At 55.8% G+C, this 21,300-nt stretch carries 18 protein-coding genes and 7 tRNA genes; 23 read left to right on the top strand and 2 right to left on the bottom strand.

Annotated elements, in window-relative coordinates; all coding sequences use genetic code 11:
* The first annotated feature begins 7 nt into the window (after nt 1–7).
* The 10 genes from nagC (at nt 8) to ACU4F7_RS06435 (ending at nt 4,942) form a co-directional block, all read left to right on the top strand.
* On the top strand, nt 8–1,228 hold the full coding sequence (gene nagC, locus ACU4F7_RS06480; RefSeq protein WP_029592220.1) for a DNA-binding transcriptional regulator NagC: 1,221 nt from the start codon (nt 8–10) through the stop codon (nt 1,226–1,228).
* 62 nt (nt 1,229–1,290) lie between these two features.
* Entirely contained in the window at nt 1,291–2,043 is a 753-nt protein-coding gene (locus ACU4F7_RS06475; protein ID WP_024557173.1) for an HAD-IIA family hydrolase, read from the top strand.
* A gap of 307 nt (nt 2,044–2,350) precedes the next feature.
* Nucleotides 2,351–4,015 carry an asparagine synthase B gene (gene asnB, locus ACU4F7_RS06470; RefSeq protein ID WP_024557174.1) on the top strand — a complete coding sequence of 555 codons (1,665 nt, stop codon included), beginning with the start codon at nt 2,351–2,353 and terminating at the stop codon, nt 4,013–4,015.
* 247 nt (nt 4,016–4,262) lie between these two features.
* Nucleotides 4,263–4,339: transfer RNA gene (locus ACU4F7_RS06465), tRNA-Met, on the top strand.
* Between the two features lie 8 nt (nt 4,340–4,347).
* Nucleotides 4,348–4,432, top strand: a tRNA-Leu gene (locus ACU4F7_RS06460).
* 22 nt (nt 4,433–4,454) lie between these two features.
* A tRNA-Gln gene (locus ACU4F7_RS06455) sits at nt 4,455–4,529 on the top strand.
* A 38-nt stretch (nt 4,530–4,567) separates the two neighbouring features.
* Nucleotides 4,568–4,642 (top strand) — tRNA-Gln (locus tag ACU4F7_RS06450).
* 31 nt (nt 4,643–4,673) lie between these two features.
* Nucleotides 4,674–4,750 (top strand) — tRNA-Met (locus tag ACU4F7_RS06445).
* Nucleotides 4,751–4,756: 6 nt separating this feature from the next.
* Nucleotides 4,757–4,831 (top strand) — tRNA-Gln (locus tag ACU4F7_RS06440).
* A 36-nt stretch (nt 4,832–4,867) separates the two neighbouring features.
* Nucleotides 4,868–4,942 (top strand) — tRNA-Gln (locus ACU4F7_RS06435).
* 160 nt (nt 4,943–5,102) lie between these two features.
* Here ACU4F7_RS06435 and ubiF read toward each other — a convergent pair.
* Nucleotides 5,103–6,281: a 3-demethoxyubiquinol 3-hydroxylase gene (gene ubiF / locus ACU4F7_RS06430; protein ID WP_029592219.1), complete on the bottom strand. Its 1,179-nt coding sequence runs from the start codon at nt 6,279–6,281 to the stop codon at nt 5,103–5,105.
* A 145-nt stretch (nt 6,282–6,426) separates the two neighbouring features.
* Here ubiF and miaB point away from each other — a divergent pair, with 145 nt between their 5' ends.
* The 9 genes from miaB to ACU4F7_RS06385 all read left to right on the top strand — a co-directional run bounded on the left by miaB (nt 6,427) and on the right by ACU4F7_RS06385 (nt 15,667).
* Nucleotides 6,427–7,851, top strand: a complete 1,425-nt coding sequence (miaB, locus tag ACU4F7_RS06425) for a tRNA (N6-isopentenyl adenosine(37)-C2)-methylthiotransferase MiaB (protein WP_029592218.1) — start codon at nt 6,427–6,429, stop codon at nt 7,849–7,851.
* Nucleotides 7,852–8,058: 207 nt separating this feature from the next.
* Nucleotides 8,059–9,120 (top strand): PhoH family protein, encoded by a 1,062-nt coding sequence (locus ACU4F7_RS06420; RefSeq protein WP_024559137.1) that lies wholly within the window; start codon nt 8,059–8,061, stop codon nt 9,118–9,120.
* Complete coding sequence (ybeY, locus tag ACU4F7_RS06415; protein WP_029592217.1) at nt 9,117–9,584, top strand: rRNA maturation RNase YbeY; 468 nt, start codon at nt 9,117–9,119, stop codon at nt 9,582–9,584. Before ACU4F7_RS06420 ends, ybeY begins: the two co-directional genes overlap by 4 nt.
* A gap of 102 nt (nt 9,585–9,686) precedes the next feature.
* A complete protein-coding gene (gene corC / locus ACU4F7_RS06410) occupies nt 9,687–10,565 on the top strand; it encodes a CNNM family magnesium/cobalt transport protein CorC (protein ID WP_024559135.1) in 879 nt (292 codons plus the stop codon).
* Between the two features lie 4 nt (nt 10,566–10,569).
* Complete coding sequence (gene lnt / locus ACU4F7_RS06405) at nt 10,570–12,111, top strand: apolipoprotein N-acyltransferase (RefSeq protein WP_481638279.1); 1,542 nt, start codon at nt 10,570–10,572, stop codon at nt 12,109–12,111.
* Between the two features lie 350 nt (nt 12,112–12,461).
* Nucleotides 12,462–13,367, top strand: a complete 906-nt coding sequence (locus ACU4F7_RS06400; RefSeq protein ID WP_024559133.1) for an amino acid ABC transporter substrate-binding protein — start codon at nt 12,462–12,464, stop codon at nt 13,365–13,367.
* Nucleotides 13,368–13,527: 160 nt separating this feature from the next.
* Nucleotides 13,528–14,268 (top strand): amino acid ABC transporter permease, encoded by a 741-nt coding sequence (locus ACU4F7_RS06395; RefSeq protein WP_024559132.1) that lies wholly within the window; start codon nt 13,528–13,530, stop codon nt 14,266–14,268.
* Entirely contained in the window at nt 14,268–14,942 is a 675-nt protein-coding gene (gltK, locus tag ACU4F7_RS06390; RefSeq protein WP_029592215.1) for a glutamate/aspartate ABC transporter permease GltK, read from the top strand. Before ACU4F7_RS06395 ends, gltK begins: the two co-directional genes overlap by 1 nt.
* Nucleotides 14,942–15,667: an amino acid ABC transporter ATP-binding protein gene (locus tag ACU4F7_RS06385; protein ID WP_024559130.1), complete on the top strand. Its 726-nt coding sequence runs from the start codon at nt 14,942–14,944 to the stop codon at nt 15,665–15,667. The genes gltK and ACU4F7_RS06385 overlap by 1 nt, the downstream gene beginning before the upstream one ends.
* A 39-nt stretch (nt 15,668–15,706) precedes the next feature.
* Here the strand turns inward: ACU4F7_RS06385 and ACU4F7_RS06380 are convergent, their stop codons facing one another.
* Entirely contained in the window at nt 15,707–16,192 is a 486-nt protein-coding gene (locus tag ACU4F7_RS06380) for a zinc ribbon-containing protein (RefSeq protein WP_029592214.1), read from the bottom strand.
* Between the two features lie 227 nt (nt 16,193–16,419).
* On the opposite strand from ACU4F7_RS06380, the gene leuS reads away from it, so the two are divergent.
* Genes leuS through nadD form a run of 4 tightly spaced genes read left to right on the top strand, consistent with a single transcriptional unit; the run spans nt 16,420 to nt 21,287 of the window.
* Nucleotides 16,420–19,002, top strand: coding sequence for a leucine--tRNA ligase (gene leuS, locus ACU4F7_RS06375; protein WP_152977129.1), 2,583 nt, complete (start codon nt 16,420–16,422; stop codon nt 19,000–19,002).
* Between the two features lie 14 nt (nt 19,003–19,016).
* On the top strand, nt 19,017–19,610 hold the full coding sequence (lptE, locus tag ACU4F7_RS06370) for an LPS assembly lipoprotein LptE (protein WP_024559127.1): 594 nt from the start codon (nt 19,017–19,019) through the stop codon (nt 19,608–19,610).
* On the top strand, nt 19,610–20,641 hold the full coding sequence (holA, locus tag ACU4F7_RS06365) for a DNA polymerase III subunit delta (protein WP_024559126.1): 1,032 nt from the start codon (nt 19,610–19,612) through the stop codon (nt 20,639–20,641). The genes lptE and holA overlap by 1 nt, the downstream gene beginning before the upstream one ends.
* Entirely contained in the window at nt 20,634–21,287 is a 654-nt protein-coding gene (nadD, locus tag ACU4F7_RS06360) for a nicotinate-nucleotide adenylyltransferase (RefSeq protein WP_481638278.1), read from the top strand. The genes holA and nadD overlap by 8 nt, the downstream gene beginning before the upstream one ends.
* Nucleotides 21,288–21,300: the final 13 nt, after the last annotated feature.

Raw genomic sequence — 21,300 nt, 5'->3', positions numbered from 1 at the left:
AACAGGCATGACGACTGGCGGACAGGCTCAAATAGGTAACGTTGATCTGGTAAAACAGCTTAACAGCGCGGCGGTTTACCGCCTTATAGATCAACACGGGCCTATCTCGCGTATTCAGATAGCGGAACAGAGCCAGCTTGCGCCCGCCAGCGTCACCAAAATTACTCGCCAGCTTATTGAGCGCGGCCTTATCAAAGAAGTGGATCAACAGGCTTCCACCGGGGGCCGCCGCGCTATCTCCATTATTACCGAGACGCGTCCCTTTCACGCCATAGGCGTGCGTCTAGGCCGCAACGACACCACCCTGACGCTATACGACCTGAGCAGCAAAGTGGTGGCGGAAGAGCATTATCCTCTGCCTGAGCGCACCCAGGAGACGCTGGAGCATGCGTTGCTCAATACCATTGCGCTGTTTATCGAAACGCAGCAGCGTAAAATTCGCGAGCTTATCGCCATCTCCATTATCCTGCCCGGCCTCGTGGATCCGGAAAGCGGCGTAATTCGCTATATGCCCCATATTCCCGTGCAGAACTGGGCGCTGGTGGAGGCGCTGGAAAAGCGGTTTAACGTGACTTGTTTTGTCGGTCACGATATCCGCAGCCTGGCGCTGGCCGAGCACTACTTCGGTGCAAGTCAGGATTGCGAAGATTCCATTTTAGTGCGCGTTCATCGCGGCACAGGCGCAGGCATTATCTCAAATGGCCGCATTTTTATTGGCCGTAACGGCAATGTCGGCGAAATCGGCCATATTCAGGTCGATCCGCTCGGCGAGCGCTGCCACTGCGGCAACTTCGGCTGCCTTGAGACGGTGGCGGCAAACGCCGCCATTGAGCAGCGCGTGCGTCATTTGCTGGAGAAAGGCTACCAGAGCCGCGTCACGCTTGATGAATGCAATATCAAAGCCATCTGCAAAGCCGCCAATAAAGGCGATGAACTGGCCTGCGAAGTGATTGAACAGGTAGGCCGCCATCTCGGAAAAACTATCGCTATCGCTATCAATCTGTTCAACCCGCAAAAAATTGTCATCGCGGGTGAGATTGTCGAAGCGGAAAAAATCCTGTTGCCTGCGGTTGAAAGCTGCATCAATGCCCAGGCGCTGGCGGCGTTTCGTAAGAACCTGCCGGTGGTGCCTTCCACGCTGGATCACCGCTCAGCCATCGGCGCTTTCGCGCTGGTGAAACGGGCCATGCTTAACGGTATGTTATTGCAGCGTTTGCTTGAAAGTTAACAGGGTTTCAACCTTAACCAGGCTATAGTTACGCCTTTCTTTTCTTTGAGCCAGAGTAGTCGATGACCATCCAGAGCGTAATTTGTGATATTGATGGCGTGCTGATGCACGACAACGTTGCCGTCCCGGGCGCCAGCGAATTCCTCAACCGCATCCTTGAAAAAGGGATGCCGCTGGTGCTGCTGACAAACTACCCTTCCCAGACAGGACAAGACCTGGCTAACCGGTTCGCCTCCGCAGGGATTGATGTGCCGGACAGCGTTTTTTATACCTCTGCGATGGCGACGGCTGATTTTCTGCGTCGTCAGGAAGGGAAAAAAGCCTACGTTGTCGGCGAAGGCGCGCTCATTCACGAGCTTTACAAAGCAGGTTTTACGATAACCGATATCAATCCCGACTTTGTCATCGTTGGCGAGACGCGCTCCTATAACTGGGAGATGATGCACAAAGCCGCTTTCTTCGTGGCTGGCGGCGCGCGTTTTATCGCTACCAACCCGGATACGCACGGGCGGGGATTTTATCCGGCCTGCGGCGCGCTGTGTGCCGGCATCGAAAAAATCTCCGGTCGTAAGCCTTTTTATGTCGGCAAGCCGAGTCCGTGGATAATTCGCGCCGCGTTAAACAAGATGCAGGCGCACTCAGAGCAGACCGTCATCGTCGGCGATAACCTGCGCACCGATATTCTGGCGGGATTTCAGGCGGGTCTGGAAACGATTCTGGTGCTTTCCGGCGTTTCAACGCTCAATGATATCGACGCTATGCCGTTCCGCCCCTCCTGGATTTACCCTTCCGTTGCCGAAATCGACATCCTCTGATCTCTCCAGCCGCGTGATGCGCGGCTGCCGTTTCATTAACGCCTCCCTGCCCTTGAAAAGCGGCATTCAATAAAAACGCTCGTTAATTGACGATTCGCTAATTTTGCTGCGCTAAACATAACCTTTTTTCACTATCCGCTAATCGTCACTGCATTATTTCTTTTCGCAGCGCTAAAGCGCTTGCATTGACCTGGGCGTATACGGCATTTTCTTTAGTAAGCAAGGCGCGCCGCGGCGAGAAAGAGAAAAATGACGCAGCGCGCCGACAACAAACGCAACATCACCGCCAGGGTTAACGGAGAAGTCTATGTGTTCTATTTTTGGTGTGCTGGATATTAAAACTGACGCGACAGAACTGCGTAAAAAAGCGCTGGAGCTTTCCCGTCTGATGCGCCATCGCGGCCCTGACTGGTCGGGCGTTTATGCCAGCGATAAAGCGATTCTCGCTCATGAACGTCTTTCCATCGTCGACGTTAACGCGGGCGCGCAGCCGCTCTACAACCAGAAAAAAACGCACGCGCTTGCCGTTAACGGTGAAATTTACAACCATCAGGCGCTGCGCGCCGAATATGGCGACCGCTACCCTTTCCAGACCGGTTCTGACTGCGAAGTTATTCTCGCGCTGTATCAGGAAAAAGGGCCGGAATTCCTCGATGAGCTGCAGGGCATGTTCGCCTTCGCCCTTTATGACAGCGAGAAAGACGCTTATCTGATTGGCCGCGACCATATCGGCATCATCCCGCTGTATATGGGTTATGACGAGCACGGCAACCTTTATGTGGCCTCCGAAATGAAGGCGCTGGTGCCGGTATGCCGCACCATCAAAGAATTTCCGGCGGGCAGCTACCTGTGGAGCCAGGACGGCGAGATTCGCCCTTACTATACTCGCGACTGGTTCGAATACGACGCCGTCAAAGACAACGTGACCGACAAAGCGGAACTGCGCCAGGCGCTGGAAGATTCCGTTAAAAGCCATCTGATGTCTGACGTGCCTTACGGCGTGCTGCTTTCCGGCGGCCTGGACTCCTCGGTTATTTCCGCTATTACCAAGAAATTCGCCGCGCGTCGCGTGGAAGATCAGGAGCGTTCCGAGGCCTGGTGGCCGCAGCTGCACTCCTTCGCTGTGGGTCTGGAAGGTTCACCGGATCTGAAAGCCGCGCAGGAAGTGGCTAATCACCTCGGCACCGTGCACCATGAAATTCATTTCACCGTGCAGGAAGGTCTGGACGCAATTCGCGACGTGATTTACCACATCGAAACTTATGATGTGACAACCATTCGCGCCTCCACGCCGATGTACCTGATGTCCCGTAAAATCAAAGCCATGGGCATCAAGATGGTGCTTTCCGGTGAAGGGTCGGATGAAGTGTTCGGCGGTTACCTCTATTTCCACAAAGCGCCGAACGCCAAAGAGCTGCATGAAGAGACCGTGCGTAAGCTTCAGGCGCTGCATATGTTTGACTGCGCCCGCGCCAACAAAGCGATGTCCGCCTGGGGCGTGGAAGCCCGCGTGCCCTTCCTCGACAAGAAATTTCTGGATGTGGCGATGCGCATCAACCCGCAGGACAAAATGTGCGGCAACGGCAAAATGGAAAAACATATTTTGCGTGAATGTTTTGAATCTTATCTGCCGGCGAGCGTGGCGTGGCGTCAGAAAGAGCAATTCTCCGACGGCGTGGGTTACAGCTGGATCGACACCTTAAAAGAGGTCGCGGCGCAGCAGGTTAGCGACCAGCAGATGGAAACGGCGCGCTTCCGCTTCCCTTACAACACGCCTTCGTCTAAAGAAGCGTATCTTTACCGTGAAATCTTTGAAGAGCTCTTCCCGGTGCCGAGCGCAGCGGAGTGCGTGCCGGGCGGTCCGTCTGTCGCCTGCTCTTCTGCTAAAGCGATTGAATGGGATGAAGCGTTCAAAACGATGAACGATCCATCAGGCCGCGCGGTAGGTGTTCACCAGTCCGCTTATAAGTAAGCGAAACTCTCTTCATAACGGGCCTCCTGAGGGCCCGTTTTTTTTCCCAGCGATCGGGCAGCGGCGTTCTCTTTTTTATTCTCTGTACTGATAAATAAACAATAATTGCCGAATATTGCGTCAAGCTGTTCGCAAGCTAGTCAAACAGTCACATTCAGGCCATTTTCACCAAAAAAGGTGTTGACGCTGCCAGGCCCAATACGCATAATGCGCCCCGCAACGCCGATAAGGTAACGCGAAAAAAGATGGCTACGTAGCTCAGCTGGTTAGAGCACATCACTCATAATGATGGGGTCACAGGTTCGATTCCCGTCGTAGCCACCATCTTTTTTGCGGGAGTGGCGAAATTGGTAGACGCACCAGATTTAGGTTCTGGCGCCGCAAGGTGTGCGAGTTCAAGTCTCGCCTCCCGCACCATTTCCGTTAAGCGTTGCACGGATGGGGTATCGCCAAGCGGTAAGGCACCGGTTTTTGATACCGGCATTCCCTGGTTCGAATCCAGGTACCCCAGCCATTTTTCTTCGACTCTTGCGTTTCAAACGCGTTAGTCGTTGGGGTATCGCCAAGCGGTAAGGCACCGGTTTTTGATACCGGCATTCCCTGGTTCGAATCCAGGTACCCCAGCCAGTCGATGCAGGCTGGTAAAGCAACACAATTTGGCTACGTAGCTCAGCTGGTTAGAGCACAGCACTCATAATGCTGGGGTCACAGGTTCGATTCCCGTCGTAGCCACCATTTTCTTGGGGTATCGCCAAGCGGTAAGGCAGTGGATTCTGATTCCACCATTCCGAGGTTCGAATCCTCGTACCCCAGCCATATTAAAAGACGTCCAGGAAACTGAACGCACCCTGTTGGGGTATCGCCAAGCGGTAAGGCAGTGGATTCTGATTCCACCATTCCGAGGTTCGAATCCTCGTACCCCAGCCACTTATTAAAAAAGCCCGCTTTTGCGGGCTTTTTGCTTTTCTGCGTTTACGGCTGTTACAGGGCTAACCCATACATCCTTTTGCTTCGCTTTCCACTCTCCTCCGCCAACGCGGAGGGAGCAATGCGCCTAAAAAGTATGTTGTAACTAAGGACCGTCAAACTACGACAATCCCAGCGCATATTTCAATGCCTGCCGCTTCAGCACGCCTGCGCGCTGCGCCGCCATCAGACCAAGATTTCGCAGCATGCGTACTGGCGGTAAATCATTGCTGAACCCGGCGTAGAAGAGATCCATACCGCTTTGCATAATAAAGTTATCAATCTGTCTGCGCCGTTCGAAACGCTTAAGTACCGGCTCCGTTGACCAGGCCTCGCCATTACCGCGCGCATTGATAACCACGTCCAGCAACGCTTCAACATCGCGATACCCCAGGTTTACCCCCTGCCCCGCCAGCGGGTGGATGGTATGCGCCGCATCGCCAATCAACGCCAGACCAGGCTGGACATAATGCAGCGCATGACGGCGGGTCAGCGGAAAAGCGCCGCTGGCGACAGGCGTCACTTTACCAAGGCGAGCGGGAAAAGATTTTTCTATTTCCCGCTGCAACTGCGCCATACCCAGCGTTTGCAACTGGCGGATCCGCGCAGGGCGGTCGTACCAGACCAGCGAAGCCCAGTTATCAAACAACGGCAAAAAGGCGTGCGGTCCGTTGGGCGTAAACTGCTGCCAGGTGCTCTCTCCCGGCGCCGCTTCGCACTGAACGGTAATCAGCATGCAGGCCTGATTATAATGCCAGGCGTGTAAACCAATGCCCGCCCATTTGCGCACCTGGGAGTTAGCGCCGTCGGCGCCGATGACCAGCTTCGCGTCGAGCGTAAGCCCATCTGCCAGCGTCAGTTCATACCCTGCGCTGCGCTGGCGCATCTGTGCGAGCTGCGCCGGGCAGTGGAGCGTCACCCTGGGGTGCGCCTCCAGCGCTTCCCAAAGCGCACGCTGCAGCACATTGTTTTCCACCATATACCCTAGCTCGGGCAGCTTCAGTTCATCGGCGTTAAACACGACATGCGCGCTTTCCCACTCCCAGGTTTCAAGCTGCCGGTAGGGATGGCTTCGCATGGCTTTAACCGCCTGCCAGACGCCGAGACCTTTGAGCAGGTCGACTGAAGCGCTGCTGATAGAAGAGATGCGGATATCAGGCGCGCCTGCCGCATCAAAAGCAGGAGGCGCGACATGGTCAATCACGGCAACCTGAAAACCGTTTTGCGCCAGTCCCAGCGCCGCCGCCGCGCCGACCATGCCTGCGCCGACAACGACGACTTCAATGGGTTGATTTATCATGGGCTTTTATCCTTAAGGTATATCCCTTAAGTTTACCGGATTTTTCGCCGCTGTAAGCGTTCCTGCGCAATACTGGTCACGAACACGCCAAAGCATTACAATACGCGCCCTGCATTCCTGGCTTTAACTGAGCAATGGCAAGTCGATGACAAAAAAACTGCATATCAAAACCTGGGGCTGTCAGATGAACGAATACGATTCATCGAAGATGGCCGATCTGCTGGATGCCACCCACGGCTATGAGCTGACCGATGTGGCTGAAGAAGCGGATGTTCTGCTGCTGAATACCTGTTCAATCCGTGAAAAGGCACAGGAGAAGGTTTTCCATCAGTTAGGTCGCTGGAAAACGTTAAAGGAAAAGAATCCGGATGTGATTATCGGCGTCGGCGGCTGCGTAGCCTCTCAGGAAGGCGATCATATTCGTGACCGCGCCCGCTATGTCGATATTATTTTCGGGCCGCAGACGCTGCACCGCCTGCCGGAAATGATAAACCAGGTGAAAGGCACCCGCAGCCCGGTGGTGGATATTAGCTTCCCGGAAATTGAGAAGTTCGACCGCCTGCCGGAGCCGCGCGCTGAAGGCCCGACCGCTTTCGTTTCCATCATGGAAGGCTGCAACAAATACTGCACTTACTGCGTGGTGCCTTATACCCGCGGTGAAGAGGTGAGCCGTCCGAGCGACGATATCATACTGGAAATCGCTCAACTGGCGGCGCAGGGCGTGCGCGAAGTGAACCTGCTTGGCCAGAACGTCAACGCCTGGCGCGGCGAAAACTTCGATGGCACCACCGGCACCTTCGCCGATCTGCTGCGACTGGTCGCGGCTATTGATGGTATCGACAGGATCCGCTTTACCACCAGCCACCCGATCGAGTTTACTGATGACATTATCGAAGTGTATCGCGATACGCCAGAGCTGGTGAGCTTCCTGCATTTGCCGGTACAGAGCGGCGCCGACCGCGTGCTTAACATGATGGGACGCACCCACACTGCGCTGGAATATAAAGCGATTATTCGCAAGCTGCGCGCTGCGCGTCCTGATATCCAGATAAGCTCCGATTTTATCGTCGGCTTCCCGGGCGAAACCCAGCAGGATTTCGAGCAGACCATGAAGCTGATTGCCGAAGTGAATTTCGACATGAGCTACAGCTTTATCTTCTCGGCGCGCCCAGGCACGCCGGCTGCCGATATGGTTGACGATGTGCCGGAAGAAGAGAAGAAACAGCGTCTTTATATTCTGCAGGAGCGCATTAACCAGCAGGCGATGGCCTGGAGCCGCCGTATGCTAGGCACCACCCAACGCATTCTGGTTGAAGGCACTTCACGTAAAAGCATCATGGAGCTTTCAGGCCGTACCGAGAATAACCGCGTAGTGAATTTTGAAGGTACGCCGGATATGGTCGGTAAATTTGTCGATGTGGAAATCACCGAGGTCTTCCCGAACTCGCTGCGCGGTAAAGTGGTGCGTACCGAAGAGGAGATGGGCCTGCGCGTGGCGCAATCCCCTGCCGCCGTTATCGCCCGTACCCGTAAAGAGAACGAGCTCGGCGTCGGCATCTACCAGCCCTGATTTCCCCGCTTTATCAGACCGTATGCGCATAATGCGCGCATACGGTCATTTACATTCGCTACACTTGTATTCTGCATCCCACACCCAAATATCAGTGCTGTCGCTTGCGCCTTTTTCCCTCGCCGTGAATAATTTCGACAGGGCCTGAGAAAATCAGCAGGCATCATTGTTCACCCTAACTGGCCCTGTGTGACCAAGAGGATAAGTTTGAATATCGAAACACGTGAAATTACGCTGGAACCCGCAGACAACGCCCGTCTGCTTAGCCTTTGCGGACCGTTTGATGACAACATCAAACAGCTGGAGCGCCGCCTCGGTATCGAAATCAACCGTCGCGATAATCACTTCAAACTCACCGGACGCGCGATTTGCGTCAGCGCCGCTACGGATATCCTTCGCCATCTCTACGTGGATACCGCGCCTGTGCGTGGGCAAATCAAAGACATCGAGCCGGAACAGATTCATCTGGCCATCAAAGAGTCTCGCGTACTGGAGCAAAGCGCGGAGAGCGTGCCGGAGTATGGCAAAGCGGTCAACATTAAGACCAAACGCGGCGTGATTAAACCGCGTACGCCAAACCAGGCGCAGTACATCGCCAATATTCTCGATCACGATATTACTTTCGGCATCGGCCCGGCGGGTACGGGGAAAACCTACCTTGCGGTTGCCGCCGCCGTAGATGCGCTGGAGCGCCAGGAGATACGCCGTATTCTGCTGACCCGCCCGGCGGTAGAAGCCGGTGAAAAACTCGGCTTCCTGCCAGGCGATCTTAGCCAGAAAGTGGACCCGTATCTGCGTCCGCTCTATGACGCCCTGTTCGAAATGCTTGGCTTTGAGCGCGTGGAAAAGCTCATGGAGCGCAACGTGATTGAGGTCGCCCCGCTCGCCTATATGCGCGGACGCACCCTGAACGACGCTTTCATTATTCTCGATGAGAGCCAGAACACGACCATCGAGCAGATGAAAATGTTCCTGACGCGTATTGGTTTTAACTCCAAGGCGGTTATCACCGGCGACGTCACGCAGATTGACCTGCCGCGCAATATGAAATCGGGCCTGCGTCATGCGATTGAAGTGCTCTCGGAAGTGGAAGAGATCAGTTTCAATTTCTTCCTCAGTGAAGACGTGGTGCGTCATCCGGTTGTCGCGCGCATAGTGAATGCTTATGAAGCCTGGGAAGAGGCCGACCAGAAACGTAAAGCGGAACAGGCCGCCGAACGTAAACGTGAAGCGCAGGCGCTGGCCGCCGGTGCGCAGGAGAATAAATGAGTCAGGTAATGCTCGATTTGCAGGTCGCCTGCAAAGACGCATCCGGTTTGCCCGAAGAAGCGCAGTTTCAGCGCTGGCTGGATGCCGTTATCCCGCAGTTTCAGGAAGAAGCGGAAGTGACGGTCCGTCTCGTGGACGAGGCAGAAAGCCACGATCTCAACCTGACTTATCGCGGCAAGGATAAGCCCACCAACGTGCTCTCTTTCCCGTTCGAAGCGCCGCCTGGCATCGAAATGCCGCTGCTGGGTGACCTTATCATTTGCCGTCAGGTGGTCGAACAGGAGGCGAAAGAGCAGGAAAAACCGCTGGAAGCCCACTGGGCGCACATGGTGGTGCATGGTAGCCTGCATCTGCTGGGCTATGACCATATCGAAGATGACGAAGCCGAAGAGATGGAAGGCATCGAAACCGAGATAATGCTTGCCCTGGGCTTTGACGATCCGTACATTGCCGAGAAAGAGTAATCTGTGCGGCAGTTCGCTGCCGCCAGCGTTTTCTGCCGTTGCGGCGCGTTTTGTCCGCCGCTTGCGACACATCCACTAACATGAGAACCTTGAATTAACGCCATGAGCGACGACAATTCACACAGTAGCGACTCACTTAACACTAAAAAGGGATTTTTCTCCCTCCTTCTGAGCCAGCTTTTTCACGGCGAACCGAAAAACCGTGACGAGCTGCTGGCGCTGATCCGTGATTCCGGGCAGAACGAGCTTATCGACGAAGATACGCGCGACATGCTTGAAGGGGTAATGGATATCGCCGACCAACGCGTTCGCGACATCATGATCCCCCGTTCCCAGATGGTTACCCTGAAACGCAACCAGAGCCTGGACGAATGCCTCGATGTCATCATCGAGTCCGCCCACTCGCGCTTTCCGGTGATCAGCGAAGATAAAGATCACATTGAAGGGATCCTGATGGCTAAGGATCTGCTGCCGTTTATGCGCAGCGACGCCGAGCCGTTCAGCATGGAAAAAGTGTTGCGCCCGGCGGTTGTCGTGCCGGAAAGCAAGCGTGTCGACCGCATGCTGAAAGAGTTCCGTTCTCAGCGTTATCACATGGCTATCGTCATTGACGAGTTCGGCGGCGTTTCCGGCCTTGTGACCATCGAAGATATCCTTGAGCTCATCGTCGGCGAAATTGAAGACGAATATGACGACGAAGAGGATATCGATTTCCGTCAACTCAGCCGTCATACCTGGACCGTACGCGCCCTCGCGCCGATTGAAGATTTTAACGACACTTTCGGCACGCAGTTTAGCGACGAAGAAGTCGATACCATCGGCGGTCTGGTGATGCAGGCCTTTGGTCATCTGCCGGCGCGTGGCGAGACCATTGAAATTGACGGTTATCAGTTCAAGGTCGCGATGGCTGACAGCCGCCGCATCATTCAGGTTCACGTCAGAATACCGGACGACTCGCCGACGCCAAAACTGGAAGACTAATGGAATGGCCTTTGCCTCATTGATTGAACGCCAGCGCGTGCGTCTGCTGCTGGCGCTGCTTTTGGGCGCCAGCGGAACGCTGGCCTTTTCCCCTTACGATTTCTGGCCCGCCGCCCTGATTTCCCTGATGGGTCTTCAGGGGCTGACGTTTAACCGTCGACCGCTACAGAGCGCCGCTATCGGCTTTTTCTGGGGGTTTGGCCTGTTTGGCACGGGCATTAACTGGGTCTATGTCAGCATCGCGACTTTTGGCGGCATGCCTGGCCCCGTTAACGTTGCGCTGGTTATCCTGCTCGCCGCCTATCTCTCGCTTTATACCGGCCTTTTCGCAGGCCTCCTCTCGCGCCTGTGGCCGAAGACAACCTGGTGGCGCGTGGCGATTGCCGCCCCTGTGGTCTGGCAAATCACGGAATTTTTGCGCGGCTGGGTGCTGACGGGCTTCCCGTGGCTGCAGTTTGGCTACAGCCAGGTGGACGGACCGTTGAAAGGACTTGCGCCGCTGCTTGGCGTTGAGGCGATTAACCTCCTGCTGATGGCGGTAAGCGGCCTGCTGGCGCTGGCGCTGCATGTCCGTCGCTGGCAACCCGCGCTGGCGGCGCTTATTCTCTTCGCCCTGCCCTTCCCGCTGCGCTATATCCAGTGGTTCACGCCGCAGACCGATCGCGCTGTAAACGTTACGCTGGTGCAAGGGAATATCCCGCAGTCGCTCAAGTGGGATGAAAAAGAGCTGCAAAATACGCTTGAGATTTACATGAACGGCTCGCTGCCGCAGATGGGCAAATCTCAGTTGATCATCTGGCCGGAGTCCGCCATTCCCGATCTCGAAATTAACCAGCAGCGTTTCCTGACGTCGCTGGACGAGATGTTGCGGGAACGCAACACTTCGCTTATTACCGGCATTGTGGACGCGCGGCTGAACCCGCATAACCGCTACGATACTTACAACGCCATTATTACGCTTGGCGCAGGTAACGCTTATAGCTATAGCTCTGCCGACCGCTATAACAAAAACCACCTGGTGCCTTTTGGCGAGTTTGTGCCGCTGGAGTCGATTCTGCGCCCGCTGGCGCCGTTCTTCGACCTGCCGATGTCTTCCTTCAGCCGCGGCCCTTATCTGCAGCCGCAGCTTCAGGCGCACGGTTTTAATTTAACGGCAGCTATCTGTTATGAAATCATTCTCGGCGAGCAGGTGCGCGATAATTTCCGTCCCGATACCGATTTCCTGCTGACGATTTCGAACGACGCCTGGTTCGGCCACTCTATCGGTCCCTGGCAACACTTCCAGATGGCGCGGATGCGGGCGCTGGAGCTTGCCCGTCCGCTGCTGCGCAGCACCAATAACGGCGTGACAGCCATTATTACCCCAACCGGCGAAGTGCAGGACATTATCCCGCAGTTCACCCGCGAAGCGCTGACCAGCACCGTTACGCCGACCCGCGGGCTGACCCCTTACGCCCGCTTCGGCAACTGGCCGCTATGGGCGCTTACGCTTATCCTTGGCTTTAGCGCCGTGCTTTATAATCTGCGCAGCCGTAAGCGCGGTTAAGCCCCTCTTCTAAGGCCAGCTATGCTGGCCTTTTTCATTTCTGGCATACGCTTTGCTTATTAACTTCAGACACATTGGCTGATTTGTCCTGCGGCGGGCGCTTGCCCGGGCAACTGCACCAGAGCGGCACAGCTCAGGCACTAAAACAGTGCAAGGCGCTATTTTTGCCTCTGAATGGTGCGGCGCACTTCGCAAAAATAAACAAATAAAGAGCAGATTATTTACATTCAGCCAAGCTAAGTGTTAACAACACAGTTACAACACTGCACGATTTTGTAGCAGAACATAACAACACACCATCACTATTGGGTATCAATGGCGCTTCTGGCGCCACGATAAAGGAGTTGGATATGCAATTACGTAAACTGACCACAGCAATGCTGGTAATGGGGCTTAGCGCAGGCGCTGTGCACGCGCAAGAGGCCGCTACCGGACAGAGCACGCTGGATAAAATCAACGCCAACGGGGTAATTGTGGTCGGCCACCGTGAGTCCTCAGTCCCTTTCTCTTACTACGATAATCAGCAGAAAGTGGTGGGATACTCTCAGGACTATTCCAACGCCATCGTTGAAGCGGTTAAAAAACAGCTCAACAAGCCAGACCTGCAGGTCAAGCTCATCCCGATCACCTCGCAGAACCGTATTCCGCTGCTGCAAAACGGCACGTTCGATTTTGAATGCGGCTCCACCACCAATAACCTGGAGCGCCAGAAGCAGGCCGCTTTCTCCGACACTATCTTTGTCGTCGGCACCCGTCTACTGGTGAAAAAAGGCGGCCCGATTAAAGATTTCCCGGATCTGAAAGGCAAGGCGGTGGTCGTGACTTCCGGCACCACCTCTGAAGTGCTGCTGCACAAGCTCAATGATGAGAAGAAAATGGATATGCGCATCATCAGCGCGAAAGACCACGGCGACTCTTTCCGTACCCTGGAAAGCGGACGTGCGGTAGCGTTCATGATGGACGACGCGCTTCTGGCGGGCGAGCGTGCAAAAGCGAAGAAACCGGATAACTGGGAAATCGTCGGCACGCCGCAGTCAAAAGAGGCTTACGGCTGCATGATGCGTAAAGGCGATGCGTCGTTTAAGAAACTGGTAGACGATACTATCGCGCAGGCCCAGACCTCTGGCGAAGCGGCGAAATGGTTCGACAAATGGTTTAAGAACCCGATTCCGCCGAAGAACCTTAACCTGAACTTCGAGCTGTCTCAGGACATGCAGACGCTCTTTAAAGAACCTAACGATAAAGCGCTTAACTAATTACAACCATTAAGGGGCGGGACACCCTGCCCTCTCGATTGACGAATGAAGCCCGGACAGACTATACGTTGGATGGCCGTTCCCCATCCGGCGCGAAAAGAGAGGCTTCTCATCAATCTTCGGGGGTAGCGCTGCTACCCCTCTTTTTTCGGAGTACGTTATGTCTATAGACTGGAACTGGGGAATTTTTCTGCAGCCCGCCCCGTTCGGCAACACCACCTATCTGGGCTGGCTATGGAGTGGTTTTCAGGTCACCGTCGCCCTGTCGGTTACCGCATGGATCATCGCTTTCCTGGTCGGCTCCCTGTTTGGCATTCTGCGCACCGTGCCTAATCGCTTTTTATCGGGCATCGGCACCTGCTATGTGGAGCTGTTTCGCAACGTTCCGCTGATAGTGCAATTCTTTACGTGGTATCTGGTTGTACCGGAGCTGCTGCCTGAAGATCTGGGCATGTGGTTTAAAGCCGAGCTGGATCCGAACGTGCAGTTTTTCCTCTCTTCGATGATCTGCCTGGGGCTGTTCACTGCCGCCCGCGTCTGCGAGCAGGTGCGCGCCGCTATTCAATCGCTGCCGCGCGGCCAGAAAAACGCCGGGCTCGCGATGGGTCTGACGCTGCCGCAGACCTACCGCTATGTGCTGCTGCCCAACGCCTATCGCGTGATAGTGCCGCCGATGACCTCGGAGATGATGAACCTGGTGAAAAACTCCGCCATCGCCTCGACTATCGGTCTTGTGGATATGGCGGCCCAGGCGGGCAAGCTATTGGACTACTCCGCTCACGCGTGGGAATCCTTTACCGCCATTACGCTCGCCTACGTGCTTATCAACACTGTCATTATGCTGGTGATGCATCTGGTTGAACGCAAAGTCCGCCTGCCGGGCAACCTGGGAGGCAAATAATGTACGAGTTTGACTGGAGTTCTATCGGCCCGGCCCTGCCCTATCTGCTTCAGGGCATGCTGATTACGCTAAAAATTACTATCACCGCTGTGGTTATCGGCATCGTATGGGGCACGCTGCTGGCGGTAATGCGTTTGTCGAGCGTTAAACCCATCGCCTGGTTTGCCAGCAGCTACGTCAACGTCTTCCGCTCCGTCCCGCTGGTGATGGTGCTGCTCTGGTTTTATCTGATTGTGCCGGGCTTCCTGCAAAATGTGCTGGGTCTGTCGCCGAAAACCGATATTCGCCTTATCTCGGCGATGGTGGCTTTTTCCATGTTTGAAGCCGCTTACTACTCCGAGATCATCCGCGCCGGCATCCAGAGCATTTCGCGCGGCCAGTCCAGCGCCGCGCTGGCGCTCGGCATGACCCACTGGCAGTCGATGAAGCTCATCATTCTGCCGCAAGCTTTCCGCGCCATGGTGCCGCTGCTGCTCACCCAGGGCATCGTACTTTTCCAGGATACCTCTCTGGTTTATGTACTGAGCCTGGCGGACTTTTTCCGCACCGCGTCCACTATTGGTGAACGTGATGGCACCCAGGTCGAGATGATCCTCTTCGCGGGTGTGGTTTACTTTGTTATTAGCCTGAGCGCTTCGCTCCTGGTCGGCTGGCTGAAGAAAAGGACTGTGTAATGATTTCCCTGAAAAACGTTTCGAAATGGTATGGTCAGTTTCAGGTGCTCACCGACTGCTCCACAGAAGTGAAAAAAGGCGAAGTGGTGGTCGTCTGCGGCCCCTCCGGTTCCGGCAAATCCACGCTCATTAAGACAGTTAACGGCCTTGAGCCGGTGCAGAAAGGCGAAATTGTCGTTAACGGCACCAAAGTCAACGACAAGAAAACGAATCTTGCCCAGTTGCGTTCTCATGTGGGCATGGTGTTCCAGCACTTTGAACTGTTCCCGCACCTGTCGATTATCGAGAACCTGACGCTCGCGCAGGTCAAAGTGCTCAAGCGCGATAAAGAAGCTGCACGTCAGAAAGGGCTGAAGCTGCTGGAGCGCGTAGGCCTTTCCGCTCACGCCAATAAATACCCGGCGCAGCTTTCCGGCGGCCAGCAGCAGCGCGTGGCTATTGCGCGCGCGTTGTGCATGGACCCGGTCGCTATGCTGTTTGACGAACCGACGTCGGCGCTGGACCCGGAGATGATCAACGAAGTGCTGGACGTTATGGTGGAACTCGCCAACGAAGGCATGACGATGATGGTGGTTACCCATGAAATGGGGTTCGCCCGTAAAGTGGCTAATCGCGTTATCTTTATGGACGAAGGGAAAATTGTCGAAGACTCGCCGAAGGAAGATTTCTTCGCCAATCCCCAGTCAGAGCGTGCGAAAGATTTCCTCGCGAAAATCCTGCACTAAATCTTGCCGTGCGCGGGTCTGGGCCCGCGCACGGATTGCTCAGGGTTCGAAAGGACGGCGCTGGAACTGGTTATGGCCGCACTTCGGACAAACGGGTAAAACTTCCGGCGTATAAAACGCCAGATGATGATGACAGTTTTCGCACACCAGATTGCCAAGCCCCACCACTTCGCCGCTGTGATAAACGCCATGGTGGTTCAGGTCCTGGAACACTTCGCGCCATTCAAGCTGCGTTTTATCGGTAATGTCCGCCAGCTCCTGCCAGACGCTCTCTTTAATGACCCGCATAAAAACGCTGTCGGTAAAGTCGTCGTCACGGCTTTCGTTATAGCTGCGGGCAAACTCTTCCAGATCGCGCCGCACCGCGCGGGTTACCTCCTCTATTTCCGTACGCGTTAATTCGCCGGTTCGCGCCACCTGTTGCCTGGCGCTGGCCACCAGCGCATCAATATCGCGTTCGCCATTGCGTACGCGTTCGGTGAGCGAGGCCACCAGTTCCCGGTAATATTGAGCAACCTTGTTCATCGCCTTTTGCCTCCTGAGTGGGTAACCTCTTCTAATGATAGACCTTAATCGGTCCGCGCTTTGTTAGCCTGAGCACAGCCGCAGGTAAATTCCTGCAAAGGCCATCGGTTGCCGGCCCGTTGAAAGGCTGTTGCGCTGCGCCCTAATCGGCTATGCTATGCGGATCTGAAACAACACACGTATACGCTACATTTGTAGCGGGTTTGAAAACAGGACTACTGGCTGCCATGCAAGAGCAATATCGCCCGGAAGAGATAGAATCCAAAGTACAGCTTCACTGGGAAGAGAAGCGCACGTTTGAAGTGACCGAAGACGAGAGCAAAGAGAAGTATTACTGCCTGTCGATGCTTCCCTATCCTTCTGGCCGACTACACATGGGCCACGTCCGTAACTACACCATCGGCGACGTTATCGCGCGTTACCAGCGCATGCTCGGTAAAAACGTGCTGCAGCCGATCGGCTGGGACGCCTTTGGTCTGCCAGCTGAAGGCGCCGCGGTAAAAAACAACACTGCGCCGGCGCCGTGGACCTACGACAACATTAATTACATGAAGAACCAGCTCAAGATGCTGGGCTTCGGTTATGACTGGAGCCGCGAGCTGGCGACCTGTACCCCGGAATATTACCGCTGGGAGCAGAAGTTCTTCACCGAGCTTTATAAAAAAGGCCTGGTTTACAAAAAAACCTCAGCGGTGAACTGGTGCCCGAACGACCAGACCGTTCTTGCGAACGAACAGGTTATCGACGGCTGCTGCTGGCGCTGCGATACCAAAGTCGAGCGTAAAGAGATCCCGCAGTGGTTTATCAAAATCACCGCTTACGCCGATGAGCTGCTTAACGATCTGGACAAGCTCGACCACTGGCCCGATACCGTTAAAACCATGCAGCGCAACTGGATCGGCCGTTCCGAAGGCGTAGAAATTACTTTCGACGTGCAGGATAGCGACGAGAAGCTGACGGTTTACACCACCCGTCCGGATACTTTCATGGGCGTGACTTACCTCGCGGTCGCCGCAGGCCATCCGCTGGCGCAGCAGGCGGCAGCCTATAATCCGGCGCTGGGTGATTTTATTGCGGAATGCCGTAACACCAAAGTGGCGGAAGCCGACATGGCGACCATGGAGAAGAAAGGGGTCGATACCGGTATTAAAGCGATTCATCCGCTGACTGGCGAAGCCATTCCGGTCTGGGCGGCTAACTTCGTGCTGATGGAATACGGCACCGGCGCCGTGATGGCCGTTCCGGGCCACGATCAGCGCGATTACGAATTCGCCTCTAAATATGGTTTGCCGATCAAGCCGGTTATCCTGGCAGCCGACGGCAGCGAGCCGGATCTCAGCCAGCAGGCGCTGACGGAAAAAGGCGTGCTGTTTAACTCCGGCGAATTTAACGGTCTCGACTTTGAAGCCGCGTTTAACGCTATCGCCGACAAACTTGCCGCTAAAGGCGTCGGCGAGCGCAAAATCAACTACCGCCTGCGTGACTGGGGTGTTTCCCGTCAGCGTTACTGGGGCGCGCCAATCCCGATGGTCACGCTGGAAGATGGCACGGTGATGCCGACGCCGGAAGATCAGCTGCCGGTTATCCTGCCGGAAGATGTGGTCATGGATGGCATCACCAGCCCGATCAAAGCCGACCCCGAATGGGCGAAGACCACCGTTAACGGCCAGCCGGCGCTGCGTGAAACCGATACCTTCGACACCTTTATGGAGTCCTCCTGGTATTACGCGCGCTACACCTGCCCGCAGCACGATAAAGGCATGCTGGATCCTAAAGCGGCCAACTACTGGCTGCCGGTGGATATCTACATTGGCGGTATTGAACACGCCATCATGCACCTGCTCTACTTCCGCTTCTTCCACAAGCTGATGCGCGATGCGGGCATGGTGAACTCTGATGAGCCAGCTAAGCAGCTGCTCTGCCAGGGCATGGTGCTGGCGGATGCCTTCTACTACGTGGGCAACAACGGCGAGCGCATCTGGGTTTCTCCGAAAGACGCCATCGTTGAGCGCGACGAGAAAGGCCGCATTGTGAAAGCGACCGACGCCGCGGGTCATGAGCTGGTGTACACCGGCATGAGCAAAATGTCGAAGTCGAAAAACAACGGCATCGACCCGCAGGAGATGGTTGAGCGTTACGGCGCGGACACCGTTCGCCTGTTCATGATGTTCGCCTCCCCGGCAGACATGACGCTTGAGTGGCAGGAATCGGGCGTGGAAGGGGCTAACCGCTTCCTGAAACGCGTCTGGAAGCTGGTTGCGGAACACACCGCGCGCGGCGTTGCGCCGGCGCTGGATGTGGCTGCGCTGAGCGAAGATCAAAAAGCGCTGCGCCGCGACGTTCATAAAACCATTGCTAAAGTGACCGATGATATCGGCCGTCGTCAGACCTTTAACACCGCTATCGCGGCTATTATGGAACTGATGAACAAGCTGGCGAAAGCGCCGCAGGAAGGCGAGCAGGATAGCGCTCTGCTGCAGGAAGCGCTGCTGGCGGTAGTGCGTATGCTTAACCCGTTCACGCCGCATATTTGCTTTACGCTGTGGCAGGAACTGGGCGGCGAAGGCGATATCGACAACGCGCCGTGGCCGCAGGCTGACGAAAGCGCCATGGTGGAAGACACAACGCTCGTGGTCGTGCAGGTCAACGGCAAAGTGCGCGGCAAAATCACCGTTCCGGCAGATGCTACCGAAGAGCAGGTTCGCGAACGCGCCGGCCAGGAGCATCTGGTGGCGAAATACCTTACCGGCGTTACCGTACGTAAAGTGATTTACGTGCCGGGTAAACTGCTGAACCTGGTTGTAGGCTAAGCGCAGGAGGAAGCGTGCGATATTTTATCGCTGTAATGATGAGCCTGGCGGTGCTGGTCACCGCCGGATGTGGCTGGCACCTGCGCAACACGACGTCGGTGCCGACGCAAATGCAGAAACTGATCCTGGATTCTGGCGATCCGAATGGCCCGCTGACGCGTGCGGTTCGCGAGCAGCTGCGCCTTAACGGCGTAGAAATTGTCGAGCCGAGCGCGGTACGCAAAGATATTCCGTCGCTGCGTCTTGGCGGCGCGTCGCTGTCGCAGGATACCGCTTCGGTATTCCAGAATGGCCAGACCGCGGAATACCAGATGGTAATGGTGGTCAATGCTTCGGTTCTGATCCCGAATCACGATATTTACCCTATCAGCACCAAAGTGTATCGCTCGTTCTTCGACAACCCGCTGACGGCGCTGGCGAAAACGGCTGAACAGGAGCTGATCATTCAGGAAATGTACGATAAAGCTGCCGAGCAGCTGATTCGTAAACTGCTGGCGGTTCACGCCAAAGATGTTGCCGAAACGCAGGAAGCGCAGAAGCCGGTTACGGTGACTAATCCGCCGACCGCGCCGGTCGCCTCTTCTGGCCGCGTCTCCACTACGCTCTGATGATCAAGCTTTACCCTGAACAACTCCACGCGCAGCTCCATGAGGGGCTGCGCGCGGCGTATCTGTTGCTTGGCAACGACCCGCTACTGCTGCAGGAGAGCCACGACGCCATCGTCGCTTCAGCGCAGCAGCAGGGTTTTGCCGAGCACCATCGCTTTATTCTGGACGCCAGCACCGACTGGCAGTCGATCTTCTCGTTATGCCAGGCGATGAGCCTCTTCGCAAGCCGACAAACGTTACAGCTCACGTTGCCGGAAAATGGCCCGAACGCGGCTATCAATGAACAGCTGTCTACGCTGGTCTCTCTGCTGCATGACGACCTGCTGCTGATTATTCGCGGCAATAAACTCACTAAAGCGCAGGAAAACGCCGCCTGGTTTACCGCGCTGGCGAATCGCGCCGTACAGGTTACCTGCCAGACGCCCGAACAGGCGCAGCTGCCGCGCTGGGTGGCCGCCCGGGCGAAGCAGATGAACCTGCAGCTTGATGATGCGGCGAATCAACTGCTTTGCTACTGCTATGAAGGCAACCTGCTGGCGCTCTCCCAGGCGCTGGAGCGGCTTTCGCTGCTGTGGCCCGACGGCAAGCTGACCCTGCCGCGTGTCGAGCAGGCGGTCAACGACGCCGCGCACTTTACGCCGTTTCACTGGGTCGACGCTCTGCTGGCGGGAAAAAGCAAGCGAGCCCTGCATATCCTGCAACAGTTGCGCCTTGAAGGCGCCGAGCCGGTGATTTTGCTGCGAACCATTCAGCGCGAACTGCTGCTGCTCGTCACCCTGAAGCGTCAGTCTGCTGCTACGCCGCTGCGTAACCTGTTCGATCAGCACCGCGTCTGGCAAAACCGCCGTGGGCTTCTGACCGAAGCGTTAACGCGACTTGGCGACGATCAGCTCTGGCAGGCCGTTCGCCTGTTGACGCAAATCGAACTGACGCTTAAGCAGGATTACGGCCAGTCGGTCTGGGCAGAGCTCGACAGCCTCTCTCTGCTACTCTGTCATAAACCCCTGGCGGACATATTTATTGATGGCTAACGCGGCTGGCAAATTACAGGCTTATTACGGCGGCACCTTCGATCCCATTCATTATGGCCACCTGCGTCCAGTAGAAGCGCTGACGCAAACGGTGGGGCTTGAGCGTGTTGTCATCATGCCGAACAACGTCCCGCCGCACCGTCCGCAGCCGCAGGCCAGCAGCGAACAGCGTAAGGCGATGGTGGCGCTGGCGATTGCCGACAATCCGCTCTTTGCGCTGGATGGCCGGGAGTTGCAGCGCGAAACCCCGTCTTATACTGCCGAAACCTTCCGCCAGTTGCGTGAAGAACAGGGCGAGGTGCGTCCGCTGGCCTTTATCATCGGCCAGGACTCTTTGCTTTCTCTGCCGTACTGGTATCGCTACGAGCAATTGCTGGAGCGATGCCACCTTCTGGTATGCCGCCGTCCCGGCTATCCGGTGCGCATGCAGAATGAAGCGCAGCAGCGCTGGTTAGAAGCGCGCCTTACCCGTGATATCGCCCTGCTTCATCAGCGTCCCGCCGGACAAATCTTTCTTGCCGACACGCCGCTTTTTGATATCTCCGCCACCGATATTCGCCACCGTCTGGCGGCAAATCGCCCCTGCGATGAGATAGTCCCCCCCCGAGTCCTTGCCTACATCCGCGAGCATCATCTTTACCGTTAACCGATTCCGCGCA

The sequence above is a fragment of the Franconibacter pulveris genome (assembly GCF_056780215.1).
This window is presented reverse-complemented; position numbering and strand designations above follow the sequence as displayed.

Excerpts from the sequence above, each read along its gene's own strand:
- nagC (WP_029592220.1), top strand. The coding sequence starts at position 8 with ATGACGACTGGCGGACAGGCTCAAATAGGTAACGTTGATCTGGTAAAA.
- ACU4F7_RS06475 (WP_024557173.1), top strand. The coding sequence starts at position 1,291 with ATGACCATCCAGAGCGTAATTTGTGATATTGATGGCGTGCTGATGCAC.
- asnB (WP_024557174.1), top strand. The coding sequence starts at position 2,351 with ATGTGTTCTATTTTTGGTGTGCTGGATATTAAAACTGACGCGACAGAA.
- ubiF (WP_029592219.1), bottom strand. The coding sequence starts at position 6,281 with ATGATAAATCAACCCATTGAAGTCGTCGTTGTCGGCGCAGGCATGGTC.
- miaB (WP_029592218.1), top strand. The coding sequence starts at position 6,427 with ATGACAAAAAAACTGCATATCAAAACCTGGGGCTGTCAGATGAACGAA.
- ybeY (WP_029592217.1), top strand. The coding sequence starts at position 9,117 with ATGAGTCAGGTAATGCTCGATTTGCAGGTCGCCTGCAAAGACGCATCC.
- corC (WP_024559135.1), top strand. The coding sequence starts at position 9,687 with ATGAGCGACGACAATTCACACAGTAGCGACTCACTTAACACTAAAAAG.
- lnt (WP_481638279.1), top strand. The coding sequence starts at position 10,570 with ATGGCCTTTGCCTCATTGATTGAACGCCAGCGCGTGCGTCTGCTGCTG.
- ACU4F7_RS06400 (WP_024559133.1), top strand. The coding sequence starts at position 12,462 with ATGCAATTACGTAAACTGACCACAGCAATGCTGGTAATGGGGCTTAGC.
- ACU4F7_RS06395 (WP_024559132.1), top strand. The coding sequence starts at position 13,528 with ATGTCTATAGACTGGAACTGGGGAATTTTTCTGCAGCCCGCCCCGTTC.
- gltK (WP_029592215.1), top strand. The coding sequence starts at position 14,268 with ATGTACGAGTTTGACTGGAGTTCTATCGGCCCGGCCCTGCCCTATCTG.
- ACU4F7_RS06385 (WP_024559130.1), top strand. The coding sequence starts at position 14,942 with ATGATTTCCCTGAAAAACGTTTCGAAATGGTATGGTCAGTTTCAGGTG.
- ACU4F7_RS06380 (WP_029592214.1), bottom strand. The coding sequence starts at position 16,192 with ATGAACAAGGTTGCTCAATATTACCGGGAACTGGTGGCCTCGCTCACC.
- leuS (WP_152977129.1), top strand. The coding sequence starts at position 16,420 with ATGCAAGAGCAATATCGCCCGGAAGAGATAGAATCCAAAGTACAGCTT.
- holA (WP_024559126.1), top strand. The coding sequence starts at position 19,610 with ATGATCAAGCTTTACCCTGAACAACTCCACGCGCAGCTCCATGAGGGG.
- nadD (WP_481638278.1), top strand. The coding sequence starts at position 20,634 with ATGGCTAACGCGGCTGGCAAATTACAGGCTTATTACGGCGGCACCTTC.